The organism is Agromyces aurantiacus, assembly GCF_016907355.1.
Taxonomy (GTDB): domain Bacteria; phylum Actinomycetota; class Actinomycetes; order Actinomycetales; family Microbacteriaceae; genus Agromyces; species Agromyces aurantiacus.
In genome coordinates this window covers 399,282-414,856 of sequence record NZ_JAFBBW010000001.1, presented here as the reverse complement: position 1 = coordinate 414,856, position 15,575 = coordinate 399,282, and the positions used below count along the sequence as shown (strand labels likewise).

Below are 15,575 nucleotides of genomic sequence, written 5' to 3'. Positions count from 1 at the left end.
TCTAGGCCCACTCCTCCGCCGCCAGTGGCGCCTCATTCAAGTCATCACGCCGTGACCGCCAATCAGGCATAAGCCTATCCATCAGGTCAACAAACCGCTCGTTGTGCGTGCGCTCGTGGAAGTGCGTGAGCTCGTGAACCACGATGTACTCGAGTGCCCGTGGGTTCTTCTTGGCAAGCTCTGGATTGATCCAGATCGCGTTGGAGCCCTCAACACACGTCGCCCATTTCGTCTTCATTCGTCGTACGACGGTCTTGGTCACCTCAACGCCGACGATTGGTTGCCACTTCTCGAGGAGTGGCGGAAGCGCAGCCTTGAGCTGCCTGCGATACCAACGATCCAGAATGTGCCAGCGGGCTTCGGCGTCCGACCCCTCAGGCGCAACCACCCAGATCGTCTTGCCCTTGATCTCGACAGCCGACCGCCCGGTACGGGAGACGTCCAACCGGTACCTCTCACCCCACACGTAGTGTGTCTCCCCAGACACCATGCGGCGTTCGGTCTGCCGTTCAGCGTCTTGTAGTTGCTGCCGCTGCCGCTTGATCCACGGCAGGCGCTGCACAATCGCGAGGCGGATGGCATCTTCATCGAGGCGGAATGGTGCAGCCACTCGCACCCGCCCGATCGGTGGGTAGACCGAGATGTGGAGGTTCTTGATGTCCTTGTAAATGACATCGATGCCGAGGCCGGCAACCGTGAGATAGGCGTTAGCGGTACTCATCGCGGGCCCTCACGAGGTCGAAAAGTTCGTCGAAGCGGTCGAAGTCCGGCGGTAGTACACGCTTGAGTGCCCTAGCGACAACCTTCTCTTTCATCTTGTTGCCGACCCAGTCGTGATGCTTCGAAGCTTGGATCGTGTAGTCGAGCTGGATGACGATGGCGTCGTCGGCCCAGCCGAAATCGATAAGCGCACGCTGGGCGCCGTTCGTGACCCAGTCTGGGTAGACGGTGTCTGATTCTCTCTTGCCGACCTTGGTCGCGAGTTCGAGCAGTCTGTTGAGGTAGTCGGCGTAGTCAAGCGCTTCCTGCTTACGCTGCTCGATGAGCGCGTCGAGCAGGGATGACATGGTGTCGTAGTACTTCGGGTTCATCGCATGTTCGTCGATGATCGTCTTGCGGACGTTGTTGATGATCGTCTCGGCGGCCGCTTCCTTGTTCCTCTTGATGCCCTCGGGCAGCGTGTCGAGCGCATCCGGGCCGCGCTCGACGATCAGTTCAACCAAGCCCTTCTCGAAGGTCGCCACGGTCTCGGACGGGTCGGCCTGGATGTAAGTGTCGAGGAGGGCGCGCATGCCAGCCTCGAACTGCTTCATGTCGACGTTCTCGCCGGCACCAAGCTTCACTTCGTCGCGAACTGCCACGAAGTGCGCCACTTCCTGCTTGATCGCGGCGGCCTCGGCCGGTGAGTACCCGGCGCGGTCCATTTCGTTCGCCAGCGTCCCGTAGGCGCGGACAAGCGAGGCTACGGCCTTGTACAGTTCCACTCGCTTCGGCTCGTTGACCTTGAGCTGGTCGGCATTGCCCGCGTCACGGGCACAGAAGTACTGCTGGTACTGCAGAGTTTCCTTGGGCGGCGACACCGGTTCAGTGAGGGCGCGGATCTTTTCGAGCGCCTCATCGAGATCCTTACGTTCTTGCTCGGTGCGGTCCTTGAGAAGGCCGTCGATGTCCTGCTTCTCGTAGCCATCAAGTGCGCCCGACGTGTAGTCAGTGATGGCGTCCTCGAGCGAGTTGAAGAGGTCACGGTAGTCGATGATGTAGCCGTACGTCTTATCCTCACCATCGAGGCGGTTGACGCGGCAAATGGCCTGGAATAAGCCGTGGTCGCGCATCTTCTTGTCAATGTAGAGGTAGGTGGCGCTCGGCGCGTCGAAGCCGGTCAGGAGCTTGTCGACGACGATGAGGAGGCGCATCTGGCCTGGCTCCTCGACGAAGCGGCGCTTGACTTCTTTCTCGAATTCGTCGATGCGCTGGACTGCTAGATCAGCTGGCTCGTTGAAGAAGTCGGACAGCATCTGCCGGTAGATGTCGTACTGGCGGAGCTTCTCGGTTGCACCCTCGCCGGCGTCCTCCTTAGAGATATCGCTGGCGTTCGGCACGTAACTCGTGACGATCGCGACCTTGTCCTTGAAGCCGGCGTTGACGAACATCTCGTAAAACTTGCAGGCCTGATAGATACTCTCGCCGACCAGCATGGCATTGCCGCGCTTGCTGACGAGTCGCGGCTCGGTCTCCATGTCGAGAAGGATGTCCTGAACGATCTGCTTGGCACGAGGCTCGGCCGAGACGACCTTCTGCATGGTGCCCCAGCGCTTCTTGAGTTCCGCCTTGGTCAGGTCCGTCAAGCCCTTGGTCTTGGCCTCGAACCACTTGTCGATCTTCTCGGCGCTGGTGAGGTCTTGATCGATGTTGCGGGCTTCGTAGCGCAGGTCGAGCACCACGCCGTCACTGACGGCCTCGTCAAACTTGTAGGTGTGGATGAAACTGCCGAAGGTCTCGATGCTGGTGGCCTTGTCCGCTTTAAGGAGCGGCGTTCCGGTAAACCCAATGAACATCGCCCCTGGCAGCAGGTCCTTCATCGCCTTGTGCATCTTGCCGGACTGGGTCCGGTGGGCTTCATCGACGAACACGAACAGGTTGCCCTTCGGACTGAACCCTGCGGGGATCTTCGCATGCAACTCCTTGATGAAGTCGTCGCCGGCCTCGTCGAGCTCCTTGTCGTCATCGCCGCCTCGGAATTTGTGCACCAGAGAACAGATCAACCATGGGTCGTGCTTGTTGATTTGCCCGATCATGTCGTCGCCGCTGGTAGTGCGAGAGATCTCCTCGTTCACCCCGCCGAAGACCTTCTCGATCTGCTCGTCAAGTTCCGTCCGGTCGGTGATGATCAGTACCCTCGCCTGTTCCTGATGCTCACGAATCCATTTCGCTAGCCACACCATCGTGAGGCTCTTGCCAGAGCCTTGCGTGTGCCAGATGATGCCGCCCTCACGCGTCGCGACGCGAGCCTGCGCTGCCTTGATGCCGAAGTATTGGTTGTGCCGCGCAGTCTTCTTGTAGCCAGAGTCGAACACCATGAAGTCATGGATCAGTTCGAGGAGACGATCCTTCGAGCACATCTGAATCAGTGCTCGGTCGAGGGGCTCCTGGACATCGGACGGCTCCTTCCACTCGAGCCAGTACTTCTCCGAAGTGTCGATCACGCCGTAGCGGAGACCCTCGACGTCGTTGCCCGCGAAGAGAAGTTGGACCGTCGAGAAGAACGGACGGATGAAGTGCTGCTTCTGGTTACCGATGTTCTGACGGATGCCTTCGGAGACGCTCACCTTTGAGCGCTTGAGTTCGATGATGCCGAGTGCGATGCCATTGACATAGAGCACGACGTCCGGCCGCTTGTTGTGCTCACCAGCGATCGAAACCTCTTCGGCGATCACGAAGTGGTTCGCCGCCGGCGTCGTCCAATCGATGAACCAGACCGTCTCGAACTGGTCTGCGACGCCGCGCTTGACCTTCACGCCGTAGCGCAGCAGTTCGTAGACCTCGCGGTTGGCGTCGTAAAGGCTGCGACCACCACCAAGCGCTGACGCCTTCTGAAATTCGTGCAGTGCTCTGTTAATAATGACATCGTCGTACCCACGAGCTACCAGGTTTTGGCGGAGCAGCACGTCCTCGAGGTTCGAGTTCCCAGCTCGGTCTTCCCAGCTTCCGAGATATTCGTAGCCGAGCTCCTGAAACAACTTGACGACGCGATCCTGCGTCTTGCGCTCGAGTTGACCGACAACACTCATGCTGCGACCTTCGAAACACTCAGGCGTGTTCGACCGGTGAGTAGTTCCTGCATCATGCCTCGCTTGATGGCACGAGTGGACTCAAGCCGACGCTCGATGACGGCGATTTCTAAGTCGACATCCCGCAAGGCTGTTCCGATTGCTCTCTGTTCCTCCCGAGACGGCGCAGGCATGCGATAACCACGCAGCTCCTTGCGATTGATCTTGGGAATACCACTCCGGCGGGAGAGGCTGACCGCAAAGTTCGTGAATGCATCACCGAGCAGATGATAGAAGACGTATGCACCATCGATGCCCCGCCTCGGGGACAACGGATACATGTCAGCACTACAGAGGGCGGATTCTTCGGCGAGCACAACCTTCTTTAGGTGTGGGTTGATTTTTCCGTACACAATGTCACCCGCCTCTACCAAGTACTTGCCGCTTATCGCACGCTGGTCGGCGGCAGAAACGCGCGCCGTCAGCCTGCCCGTTCCGACTTCGACGTGGTCGGGGGCAATCAACGTCAGGCTTTGGTACTCAGGCAGCCGTGGATCCACCTGTCCGTTGCGAATAGAAACAAGGTCAAGAAGTGGCACTACCGGCCAGTCGCTTGAGAATCCGGGCAATCGCGTGCGACCGGTCAGGAGTTGTTGCATCATGCCCTGCTTGATTGCGCGCTTCTTGGCGATGACTCGCTCTAGCGAGGCAATCAGGTGGTCGGCATCGGTAAGTCGAGCCGAGATCTCATTCCGCTCAGGCGCGCTTGGATAGCTGACGAGGAAACCGCGAAGGCTTCTGTTAGTAATCTGATTGATGGTCGCACCCAGGTGCTCATCGACCTGACGTTTGAATGCCTCAGACTGAAAGAAGAAACGTAGATAGGAATTCATCGGTGAGCGATACACCGTCATGAACGCGCCGAAGGTCTCGCCGACAACTCGTTCGTCGAGGTAGAGACTCTTTCCGATCAACGGGCGGCTCCCGTTACGTACGCATATCAAGATGTCTGATTCTCGAACGCGCAGTTTTTCGGGTATCGGCGCATCAACGTACACGGTGTCCGCCAGCGAGAGCCGACCGTTTTGTATATTCGATGACCGCAGCACGAGGGTTCCGTTCGAACTGACCTGTGCCGGAGAGTACGTCAGCCCGATTATCGCTTCACCCAATTCACCGAGGCTTGAGGTGAAGAAGCCAGTCATGACTTGACCCCCATCGTCGCCAGGTGCTCGGCAACTTTCGCGCTGAGCGCCTCAACCTCGGCCTCGAGAGCGCCTAGGGTCTCGTCATAACGCTCGCCCAACTCACGAATGCGTGACACAAGCTCATGAGTTCGCGCTGAGGGCTCGGACGTAGCGCCTCGGGCGACCGTCGCTCCCCATTTCTCGTTGATGATGAGACTCTGGACCTCGGCGGTTGTGAGCTTTCCGTACTGCTTGAGCGTCGCGTCATCGAGTGCAGCGGAGGCCTCCTTGGCGGCCCTCTTGGCGGCAGCTTCTGCGTCGTACAGACTGACAAGCGTCGTCAGGGCTGTTACCTCATCGCCTGCTGAATCTTCGATCTTCGCCTTACGCAACCGCGCAACCGCGAGAGCCTTCGAGATCTTGTCGTCGTCCATCGCATCGGCGAGGAGACCGTCCTCACCCGCGTTCTCTTCGACGTACTCGTCCACTGATTGTGTCGCGGCTTCAGCAGCATCGTTGAGCTCGTCGAGCTTGGCGCGCTCATCTGAGAAATAGCGGGCCACAATCAAGGCCGGCGGGACAAGATCCATCTTGTATTTGGTGGCGCTACGTCCGGCACCGACCACTAGATCCGGAACCTCAGAGAGCTTTCGCTCCTTGTTCTCAATCGTCTTACGTGGTTTGGCTGCGGCGTCCCAGCCCTCGCTCATGATGAGGGCGACGTCGTCGTGCATGACGTCGTTCCAGTAGCTCATGAGCTGTTCGTAGACGCCGTACTCGTCGACCAACGGTCGGGCACGGAACGAGTCGAGCAGGGTTTCCCCAAGGTCGGCGATCAGCTCGCTCGGTCGGGTCGTGCTGGCGATCGACTCGAGTACCTCACGATGCGCCACCCACCATCCAGCCACGGCGTCGGCGGTGCTGGCGCTGAAGGCTTGATATTCCGATGAGCCGACTATCGCGGCCTGGACTTCGTACTTATCGACGTCCAGCTCGGAGTAGCCATCCCGCAGCGGCCTGAACAGGCTCGCCCGCAGGGATGGAAAGGCATCCCAATATGGTTGCAGTGCGTCGAGGTCACGATTCGGGATACCGCCTTGGAGGTGGGCGTGCAAGTCCTGGATGTCCTCAGGCTCGGACGAGTCGATGTAGCGCGGAATATTGAGGTTATAGTCGTTCTTCGGATCGGCAATCTCCGAGACTGGCACCATCCGGGAGTAGCGCTCGACCTCCAGCTGCTTGGTGAAGACGTCGACGATCTTGTGCATGTCTCGCGGGCGAAGGCGGTTCTTCGGGCCGTCCTTCTCGAAGCCCTTTGAGGCATCGATCATGAAGATTCCGGTGCGGGCCTGGGCGTTCTCCTTGTCGAGCACGATGATGCACGCCGGGATGCCGGTGCCGTAGAACAGGTTGGCTGGCAGGCCGATGATGCCTTTGATGTAGCTGCGCTTGATGAGCTCCCGGCGGATGGTCGCCTCGGTGTTGCCGCGGAACAGCACGCCGTGAGGCAGGATGACGGCACCCTTCCCAGTCGACTTAAGCGACTTGATCATGTGCAGCAGGAAAGCGAAGTCGCCGTTCTTCTCGGGAGGCCGGACGTAGCCATCGAAGCGGCCATACTCCTTCTCGAGGCCGCTGGTCCACGACTTGACGGAGAACGGCGGATTGGCGACCAAGAAGTCGAACGTGTCAAGAGTGTCGCCGGAGCGGAACTTCGGGTCGACAAGTGTGTCGCCCATGCGGATGTCGGCGGTTTCGTTGCCGTGCAAGATCATGTTCATTCGCGCCAGCGCCCAGGTGGCGTTGTCCTTCTCCTGCCCGTAGATCGACAGGCCGTTGGGCGCCGCGTCAGCGACCTTCAGTAGGAGTGAACCCGAACCACAGGTCGGGTCGTACACTGTCGCCGACTTCGGGGTGCTCGATGTGATGCCGATCAGTTGCGACATGACACGCGAGACTTCGGCCGGCGTGTAGAACTGTCCCTTACTCTTGCCTGACTCGGTCGCGAAGTGTCGCATCAGGTACTCGTATGCGTCGCCAAGCAGGTCGTCACCTTCGGCACGCGAGCCCGAGAAGTCGAGATCTTGGAAGATGCCGATCAGCTTGGTGAGGCGGTCCTGCATGGCCTTGCCTTCGCCGAGCTTCGTTGGGTCATCGAAGTCGGCGTTGTTGATGACGCCCTGCAGGTCGTTGGCGTCAGCGAGGAGGCGGATGGCGACGTTAATTTTCTCGCCGATGTCCGGCTTGCCTTTGAGCGCTACGAGGTCGTCGAATGAACCACCCTTAGGCACTTCGACGAGGCTGTCCGGGTCGGCCTTCGCCTTGTCCGAGACGTACTTTACGAACAGCAGGGTCAGCACATAGTCCTTGTACTGCGAGGCGTCCATGCCGCCGCGAAGCTCGTCAGCGCCAGCCCAGAGCGAGCTGTACAGATCCGACTTCTTGAGAGCCACTACCACGCCACCACCTTCGGCGACTTCGGTGTTGCTGCGGCTCGGGTTGTCGGTCTGCTCATCATGTCGTTACGTCTTCTCCTCCACACCGAGGTGGTTGTCATGGTTACCCACGTGCGTGCCCTCAGCGTATCGGCGGACGCCGACACAAGCTTGGCGAAACTGCAGGTGATCCCCCGTCGGGAGTTACCCTCGAACCGGCGGCGATATCTGCCCTATTTATACCATGACCGGGGATTTTCTTGAAGTCCTTACGGGTTGCTCTGCTTCGAAGCAATGGAGGCGACGGCTTGGGCGAGGTACTCAATCGCTTGCGCGAGCTCCTTTGACACTTGATCACCACCAGCAATGCTCTTGGCCGCGCGGGCGTGCTTCTCTGCCTGGTTTGCCAGGCCCACCGCTTGCGAGTTGGCCACCGCGATCTCCTCTTGCTCGGCGTCAGTGGAGTTGAGTGTATGGGGAATTCGCAACGCAGAGCGGGAGGGATCGTGAATGCAATTGAAAGGCCGTCCCGTGTGCGAGCGCATCGCGCTCCCACCTGGGACGGCCATGGGTCAGCCGGATGCCGGCTTGCTTCGCGTAGGCTTCGACGCAGAAGCGGTACCCCCGAAGATCGCTTCGATTGCGCTCTGCTTGGTCTTCGCTTCGCGCTCGATCTCGGCCCGCACCGTCTCGGCCCTCGCGAGCACCTTTGGGTCGGACTTGGAGGTCTGCACCCAAGATTCGAGAGCGATACGGATTTCCTCGGTGACGCTGCGGTTGTTCAGTTGAGCGATCACGTCCAACTGTGCCCGCAGGTCGTCGCTGATGCGCACGGCGAGCGTTCGCACAGGACTGGGTGCCGCCTGGCCGGCGGCGGGAATGTTCTCACTCATCGTGAGCCTCCTCATCAGAAGCGGCCGACGAACCCGAATGGTTCATCGCTGAGGCCGCAAGCCGACGAGGAGCGAGGTCGACTATGGACCGATCAATCTGAGTGTCAATCTTCCGGTCGGGTTCGTTGTTGAAACCACGACACGCCCGAACTGGTCACCTAAAGGGCCGACACGATCGAAGACAGCTGTTGTAGAACCCGCTGCACGTTCTCTCGCTTGTCATAGGGGCCCGGCATACGGAATACACGCCCACCCCAAGACGTAATCGTCGGCTGCAATCCCGGCCCTGTATCTGTGCCAAGCAGCGCCCTTACTGGGTGCCGGAATACGCAGATCACGAGTCCCATCCCAGCACTTCCTAGCTTGTCAGCCAGTTGCGCGCTTCCGTATCGGATTTCCTCCTTCGTGACGTCGCCTTCGCCTACGCTTGGACGCTTGACGATGTCGGTGAAACCGACACCTGATGCCAGTGCCACTCCCTCGAAATGCGGCCCGCTCGGGCGTGGGAAGAGTCCAGTATCGGCCAGCTTTAGTAGTTGACCGCGGCCCGCCCGACCCTGGTAATAGTGCCCGGCAGCAACGCTTTCGGGAGCGGGATTTAGGCCTACGATCATGGCTCGGGGATCGTCTGGCCAGACGTCAGCAAGCGTCAGGATCTGGCTTCCCATCCAGTCCGTGCGCTCCTGATAGCCGATCAGGTGGGCCTACCGGCTGCCACTGGGCCCGAAGTCAGGTCCGTTACCTTCGTGACCGGTACTCATGTCCGTATCAGGACCATCGTTGTCGGGGCCATCGCCTCCGCCACCGCGGAGCATGCGGCGCTGGTGCTGGTTTCCTCGGACGCTCAGCATGATGCCCCCTTTGTGCCGGTGATACTCAGGATAAGTCAGGTCACACGTGATCTACCAGCGCCACGCGATTCCTGAAGCGCGACCGGTGAGCGGTTGGTCCCACTCGGCGCTGACGTAACCGCTCTGCATCCTCAGCTCACCCGAGCCGAGTTCTTCCAGCGAAGCATCGCCGGGCTCGACGCTGTCGAACCGCCAACACCGTGCGGGCAGGACAGAAGATTCGAAGCGCATCGAGATAGTCGCATGATCTATGGCGACCGCCGGAGTGACCCCAGCGACCTGGATGCCGCTCCCTCCGGCGCGGGTGGGCTGCTGTTCACGCTCCACAACCCACTGCAGTACGCGAGTCTGGTCCTTCTTGAGCGGCGGGAAGTTGATCACGAGGTCGTAACGCTCGCCCGACTGGCCGTTCTCTTCATGTGGGCGGGCATGCTCGATGGTGAGCTGCCCGATACCAACGATCCGTGGCCGGGGGATGACGCCCCGGACTGAGGTGAGGGTGTACTGGGCGCGGAACTGATTTACACCGTCGCGGAGCGCCTTGATCGTGCGGCGGCGGATTACGGAACGCTCGTGAGCGCCGCTTGCTGGATAGATGTGCTGGTCGTCGTAGTCGACGATCCTGTAGTCGTTCGAGGCCATGATGGCCGCGGATGGGCTCGTCTTCCGCGCTTCGTTTGGCGTCACCTGCACGATGGAGCTTGACACTAGCCGGGCTGTTTCACCGATGAGTTGGTCGCGCTCGGCTCGAAAGACATCCGAAGCGCGGTTGCGAAACTGGTGTGCCCCAAGCGACGGGTTCTCTCCGGACAGCGCGCTGATCCGGTACGTCCGTGCAAGGGCGAGCCGGCGTTCCTCCGCTTTCAAGTAACGAGCCTGCCCCAAACCGAATAGCAGCAGGACTCGGAGTTTGAAGAGGTCCGCGGCGTCGAGCGGGAGATCCTCCACGCGCTTTACATACAGAGCATTGATCCAGCGGGACACATCGGTGGGTGTGGTGTCCTGCACGACTTGCTCGACCGAATCGACAGAGAGCCGAAAGCCCGAGCGCACTGAAGGAAGCGGCAGGCCGGCCCGGGTCGCTAACGACGTATACATCCCGTGCCGAGTTGATCGCCCCAGGAGTCGGCGAAGCTCTTCCTGAGTTGCGTCGTCTGTCATTTCCCCTCCTTTCGCGCCGAATTATGAGCCGGGCAGAGGGTTCAGTCAAGCCGCGTAGCCGTAGAACGCGGTAGGGCGCAGCAGCGCCGACAGCTTGTCGTAGCAGGACCGCAGCCCCGGTTCGGCACGCGCCGGACCCTTCCAGCCTTGGATTGCGGCAGAACCGCCGTAGTCACCGAATCCCGGAAGGAATCTCGTGAACAACACCGAACTGCTTCCCACGGGGAGCGCACTCGGCCAGTCCTCTCAGAACCTTGCGTCACTCTCGCTGGGAATCCAGCGCCAGACCCGCCGCGAGGTCGAACGGGTGCAGGCTCGCGCTGTCGTCGCCAAGCTCACCGAAGACGGCCGTGCCCTCCTCACCCACACCGCGCTCGAGCACGTGGGCGCCCTGACCGCGCTCGAACAGCACCTGATCACGGTCGCCCCGCTCGGGGAGGCCCGCTACCGCGAGATCGTCGATAGCTACACGCTCGGCGCCGCAGCAGCGATCCGGAGGTGGGGCTGATGCTCATCGGCATCCTCGCTCTCATCGCCCTCCCGTTCCTGCTGCTCGGTCAGCTCATCGGATGGCTTGTCGAGGTCGGCGACGACATCGCATGGCAGGAGCGTGAGCGGAAGCGTCGTCGGCTGGCTGCAGCGGAAGCTGAGCTGGACCGCAAGCAGGACGAGCTGCGCCAGACAATTCTCCAGCTCGCCGGGCAACTCGGGGCCGACGCCCACGAGGCCCGAAAGGCGCTCATTCGCGAGTCCTACCTGGCAACCGGCCGACTGCCGAACCGCCCGGAGTAAGGCACTCCGAATCGGGGTGGGCCTGCGGCCACACGCAGGCTCACCCCTCCCTCTCTGCCGTTGTGGTTTCCGCAACGACGCCGAACGGACGATTGACAGCTTCGACCGCTCGGCGCATAACCAATCTTCGCCACCCCCACGCGGCGTGATGTGAGAAAGGAGTACCTCGATATGACCACCATCGAACCCAATACAGCGCACAAGTTCGCCGTCATCTACGCCGACCCGCCCTGGGACATCGCCCAGACCGGTGAACGCGGTGCCGTCCAGCACTACGACCTCATGACCTTGGACCGCATCAAGGCGATACCGGTCGGGGACCTCGCTGCCGAGAACGCCACGCTGCTGCTCTGGACCACCAACGCGGCCCTGCCGGCGGCGCTCGAAGTCATGACGGCCTGGGGCTTCACGTACAAGACGAACGCCGTCTGGGACAAGTACTACATGGGCCTTGGGAACTACTTCCGAGGCAGTCACGAGATTCTGTTGCACGGCATTCGTGGCCGGGCGCCGTTCAAGTTCCGGGGCCAGCGTTCGACGCTCCTCTTTCCACGGCAGGAGCATTCAAGAAAGCCGGAGGAAATGATCCCGCTCATCGAGCGGGTCCTCGATGGTCCCTATCTCGAGCTGTTCGCCCGGGCCCGCCCGAACAGCCACGCGGACTGGTCGGTCTGGGGCAACGAGGTCGAGTCCGACATCAGCATCCCGGGCTATCCAGTGCCGTCCGATTTCACGCGAGTGGAGACCGGACTCAGCGGAGGGCTCGGTGATGCGTAATGGCCGACGAGACGCCCACTCCCACACCGCAGCGCTTCTTCCGGGCCTGCCTACTGCTACTCGGCGGAGTTCTCGCCCTCTGGTTCGCGCTGGAACTGTTGACGCAGATCTGGGGCTGGCTGCTGCTGATCGCCGCGATCGCGGTCATCTGGTGTATTGCCGTCTGGGCGTACCGCTACTGGTGGAGTCGGCGGTTCTAGGCATGAGCGCGTTCACCTCTGTCGTGTCGTTGTGGAATGCACAACAAGGTTCGATTCCACTTGACAACTCGCACGGGCGAGTTCATAACAAGCGCCAATCAGGTGGGAGGCCCCCTTCATCCGTCTCGTCCGAGGAGCGAAGCGAACCCTTCAGAAGGGAGGTGCATCGTGAGCAACCGTCGTGACCGCCGCCGCTATCGCAAGGCTCAAGACCGCCGCGTCTGGGTGTTCTCGGACGTCAACCGCGACGTCCGCCCCGAACAGATCGCCCGCATCATCACTACCGCCGGCCTGGAGCAAGCACGGCTCGAAGCCGCCGCCCGCGCGGATGACGAAGCTCACCAACACGCCACGCCCGCCCGGGAGGATGACCATGCCTGAAGTCATCGTCCGCACCCAACTGCACCTGCCACGCCCGCTCGACGCGGAGAATCTGAGCGCGCTTATCGGCCGCCTAATGGGCGCGGACATTCCGCGTCCGTTCGCTCTTGAGGTCTATGCCGGAGCGGACGGCACTTCGGCCGTTCTCGCCTGCGCCTCGACGGCCGTCCAGCGCCTGAAGCGGCTCCTTCGGGGCTACGTACCGGCCGCCCAGTTCCAGGCCGCCGTTGGCCCGGACGTGGCCTCTGTCAGCCGGGTAGTGGCGCGCCCGGGAGGCCTACCATTGGCGGAAATTGACCCTGAGCTGTTGGTGGCCGCGCTCCTTCAAGCGCTGGCCGCGCCCCGCGGCGATGAGCGTTTGGCTATGCAGATCGTGTTTGGGCGGGCGCATCGTCGCCGTCAGCTGAACAGTCCTGGCGCCGATCCCTTCCAGCCCCTCGCCGGCCGGCTCCTCGATGGCGTCCGGCCGGCAAGCCCCGAAACCCAGCGCCGAATGCGAACCCACTGGGCCGAGCCACGACTTGACGCCACAGTGCGGCTCGGCGTCACCGCCGACTCGGTGAAGCGTCGCCACGCCCTTATCTGGGAACTCTTCGGGGCGCTCCAGCCGATCGAAGCACCAGGCGTCCACCTCTCTCTCGTTCGTGACACCCCTACTCGGTGGCAACACGCCGTTCCTAAGGACAGCGGCCTGCAGCTGACCAGCAGCGAGATTCTCCCGCTATTGGCATGGCCGCTCGGCGATCGCGACTACCCGGGCGTACCGCCACTCCACCCGAGGCTTCTCCCAGTTCCCGAGATCGTCAGTCGCACTAAGTCGGTGTTCGCCACCGGTACCGCACCGGGCCCCGCGCGCCCGATTGGGATTGACCCGCAAAGCCGCCTCCAGCATCTCGTCGCGATCGGACCGACCGGCTCCGGCAAGTCGACCTTGCTGGAGCACCTCATCCTGTCCGACATCCATGCCAAGCGAGCTTGCTGCGTGATCGAGCCCAAGGCGCAGCTCATCGACCGCATCCTCGACATAGCCCCCGCCTCGGCCGCCGGGCAGATCATGATCCTCGACGCGACTGATGAGGCAGCACCCGTCGGCTTCAACCCGCTCGACGTCGGCGACCGCGACCCAGACATCGTCGTCGACGGCATCTTGGCTGCGCTCGCGGCGGTTTTCCAGGAGGGCTGGGGGCCACGCACCGAGTACCTCATCCAAGGCGCACTGCTCTCACTCGCCCGGGCCGGACAAACCAGGGCGGAGCCGTACACGCTCATCGACCTGCCGAGACTGCTGACCGACGTAGCCTTCCGCCGCCCCGTTATTGCCGCTGTCCAAAGCGACCCTACGCTGGCTGCCTTCTGGGCCGACTTCGAGGCAATGCGGCCCGGGCAGCGGGCTGCCGTCATTGCCGCGCCGCTGAACAAGCTTCGCAAGATCGTCATGCGCAAGCCGCTCGTGCGGGTCCTCGGCCAGTCACGGCCGCGCTTCCGCATCCGTGACATCTTCCGCGACAGGAAAACCGTCCTGGTGCCGCTTAACGACGCACTGCTCGGCGCAGGCGCATCGAAGCTGCTCGGCAGCCTAGTAGTCGCCGAGCTGTTTCTGGCGGCAACTGAACGCGCCGCGGAGAAGGACCCGATGAAGCGGCCAGGGTTCGTGTACGTCGACGAAGTGCAGAACTACCTGCACCTGCCGACCTCGGTCGGCGACGCGATGAGTGTCTTCCGCTCCTACGGAGTCGGCCTCCATGTCGCGCACCAATATCGCGAGCAGCTGCCTCCCGGCATGCGGGCCGGGTTCGACGTAAACGCGCGCTCTAAGATCTGCTTCACGCTCCTGCCCGACGACGCCCGCGACATGGCGAGACAGGCCCCTGGACTCACGGCAAACGATTTCCAGACGCTCCCGAAGTACCACATTTACGCGCATCTACTAGCAGGTGGCACGCCCGCAGGATGGTGCTCGGCTGTCACCCTTCCACCCCCTCCCACGGTGGGAGCAGCGGAGGCCATCCGCGCAACGAGTCGTGACCTGTACGGGGCGCTCCCGCTTCTGGCGGAAGCGCATGTCGGCGCGAGCGTGGAGGCCGCGGAGCCAGCCGCGACTCAAGGGCGTGGAGCACATCAAAAGGCGAGGCGACCATGACGAGCCTTCTCGTGACGTCGGAGTGTTCGCGTCGATGTTCCCGTCGCTGTTCCCTTCATCCGGAACACCCACCGCCCCGTCCGCCCGTTTTGAGGCGGCTTTCGTCACTTTCAGCAAGGGACTCCCGCCGCTTTGCAGCGGACTTCGACCGGGAAGGAGGTCTGCCGTGAGCGCTGCGAGTGTCAGGGACCTCGGGCGGCACCTCACCGCCCGCGACCTACGCATCCTTGAGGACCTTGAGCAATATCGGCTCCTCACGACCCGGCAACTCCAACGACTTCACCTGCCAGCCCAGCCGTTCGGCACGCACACTACGCCTCGCTCGGCCACCCGCGGCACCACCCGCATCCTGGGCCGGCTCGAAGAGCTGAATGCTGTCGCCCGGCTGGAGCGGCGCATCGGCGGCATAGAGCACGGGTCAGCTCTCACCATCTGGCAACTCGGTCCAGCAGGACTCCGCCACCTTCGCCATCTGCGCGGCGAAACCACGCGCAAGCAATACCTCGAGCCAGGACTTGCGTTCACCGCCCATACCCTCGCCGTCGCCGAGGTCTCGGTCGTGCTTCGGGAGCATTCTGGCGCCGGTCACTTCGAACTGCTCGAGCTCGTGGCAGAACCCGCCTGCTGGCGACCCTTCACCGCAGCAGGCGGAGAGGTCGTCACGTTGAAGCCGGATCTGCTGGCAGTGACCGCCGACCACGACACGGAAACGCATTCGTTCATCGAGGTCGACCTTGGAACCGAAAGCGTCTCTGTCCTGATCCGAAAGTGCCGTCGCTACCAGCAGTACGCCCGCACCGGTGCCGAGCAGATACAGCGTGGGCTCTTCCCCGCGGTCGTCTGGATCGTTCCGACGCTGAAGCGCGCCGATCTGCTCCGCCAGGCCATCACCGAAGACCAGATGCTAGACCCCGACCTGTTCTGGATCATCACTCCCGAGCAGACGCTTGGACAGCTCGCCCCCTACCCGACGAGCGCCACCACCTAATCC

The 15,575-nt window shown here is 62.0% G+C and carries 15 protein-coding genes; 7 read left to right on the top strand and 8 right to left on the bottom strand.

Annotation, left to right across the window (positions count from 1 at the left end; translation table 11 throughout):
* Position 1: 1 nt before the first annotated feature.
* From JOD46_RS01990 to JOD46_RS01955, 8 genes are all read right to left on the bottom strand, one after another.
* Positions 2–721, bottom strand: coding sequence for a M48 family metallopeptidase (locus tag JOD46_RS01990; protein ID WP_204391254.1), 720 nt, complete (start codon positions 719–721; stop codon positions 2–4).
* The gene (locus JOD46_RS01985; RefSeq protein ID WP_204391253.1) at positions 708–3,788 is read right to left on the bottom strand and encodes a type I restriction endonuclease subunit R; all 3,081 of its coding nucleotides are present in this window, start codon (positions 3,786–3,788) and stop codon (positions 708–710) included. The genes JOD46_RS01990 and JOD46_RS01985 overlap by 14 nt, the downstream gene beginning before the upstream one ends.
* A complete protein-coding gene (locus tag JOD46_RS01980; RefSeq protein WP_204391252.1) occupies positions 3,785–4,972 on the bottom strand; it encodes a restriction endonuclease subunit S in 1,188 nt (395 codons plus the stop codon). Before JOD46_RS01980 ends, JOD46_RS01985 begins: the two co-directional genes overlap by 4 nt.
* Entirely contained in the window at positions 4,969–7,407 is a 2,439-nt protein-coding gene (locus JOD46_RS01975) for a type I restriction-modification system subunit M (protein WP_204391251.1), read from the bottom strand. The genes JOD46_RS01980 and JOD46_RS01975 overlap by 4 nt, the downstream gene beginning before the upstream one ends.
* A 251-nt stretch (positions 7,408–7,658) precedes the next feature.
* Positions 7,659–7,823 carry a hypothetical protein gene (locus tag JOD46_RS01970; RefSeq protein ID WP_204391249.1) on the bottom strand — a complete coding sequence of 55 codons (165 nt, stop codon included), beginning with the start codon at positions 7,821–7,823 and terminating at the stop codon, positions 7,659–7,661.
* A gap of 138 nt (positions 7,824–7,961) precedes the next feature.
* Complete coding sequence (locus JOD46_RS01965; protein WP_204391248.1) at positions 7,962–8,282, bottom strand: YlcI/YnfO family protein; 321 nt, start codon at positions 8,280–8,282, stop codon at positions 7,962–7,964.
* A 158-nt stretch (positions 8,283–8,440) separates the two neighbouring features.
* Positions 8,441–8,950, bottom strand: coding sequence for a uracil-DNA glycosylase family protein (locus JOD46_RS01960; protein WP_204391247.1), 510 nt, complete (start codon positions 8,948–8,950; stop codon positions 8,441–8,443).
* A gap of 234 nt (positions 8,951–9,184) precedes the next feature.
* Positions 9,185–10,294: a hypothetical protein gene (locus JOD46_RS01955; protein ID WP_204391246.1), complete on the bottom strand. Its 1,110-nt coding sequence runs from the start codon at positions 10,292–10,294 to the stop codon at positions 9,185–9,187.
* Positions 10,295–10,490: 196 nt separating this feature from the next.
* Between JOD46_RS01955 and JOD46_RS01950 the strand changes: the two genes are divergently transcribed.
* The 7 genes from JOD46_RS01950 to JOD46_RS01920 all read left to right on the top strand — a co-directional run bounded on the left by JOD46_RS01950 (position 10,491) and on the right by JOD46_RS01920 (position 15,572).
* Positions 10,491–10,802 carry a hypothetical protein gene (locus tag JOD46_RS01950; protein ID WP_204391245.1) on the top strand — a complete coding sequence of 104 codons (312 nt, stop codon included), beginning with the start codon at positions 10,491–10,493 and terminating at the stop codon, positions 10,800–10,802.
* The gene (locus tag JOD46_RS01945) at positions 10,802–11,086 is read left to right on the top strand and encodes a hypothetical protein (protein ID WP_204391244.1); all 285 of its coding nucleotides are present in this window, start codon (positions 10,802–10,804) and stop codon (positions 11,084–11,086) included. The genes JOD46_RS01950 and JOD46_RS01945 overlap by 1 nt, the downstream gene beginning before the upstream one ends.
* A gap of 171 nt (positions 11,087–11,257) precedes the next feature.
* Positions 11,258–11,863, top strand: a complete 606-nt coding sequence (locus JOD46_RS01940; protein WP_204391242.1) for an MT-A70 family methyltransferase — start codon at positions 11,258–11,260, stop codon at positions 11,861–11,863.
* Positions 11,863–12,063, top strand: a complete 201-nt coding sequence (locus JOD46_RS01935) for a hypothetical protein (protein ID WP_204391240.1) — start codon at positions 11,863–11,865, stop codon at positions 12,061–12,063. The genes JOD46_RS01940 and JOD46_RS01935 overlap by 1 nt, the downstream gene beginning before the upstream one ends.
* A gap of 168 nt (positions 12,064–12,231) precedes the next feature.
* The gene (locus tag JOD46_RS01930; RefSeq protein ID WP_204391238.1) at positions 12,232–12,444 is read left to right on the top strand and encodes a hypothetical protein; all 213 of its coding nucleotides are present in this window, start codon (positions 12,232–12,234) and stop codon (positions 12,442–12,444) included.
* The gene (locus JOD46_RS01925) at positions 12,437–14,584 is read left to right on the top strand and encodes a type IV secretory system conjugative DNA transfer family protein (RefSeq protein ID WP_204391237.1); all 2,148 of its coding nucleotides are present in this window, start codon (positions 12,437–12,439) and stop codon (positions 14,582–14,584) included. The genes JOD46_RS01930 and JOD46_RS01925 overlap by 8 nt, the downstream gene beginning before the upstream one ends.
* A 166-nt stretch (positions 14,585–14,750) precedes the next feature.
* A complete protein-coding gene (locus tag JOD46_RS01920) occupies positions 14,751–15,572 on the top strand; it encodes a replication-relaxation family protein (protein WP_204391236.1) in 822 nt (273 codons plus the stop codon).
* Positions 15,573–15,575: the final 3 nt, after the last annotated feature.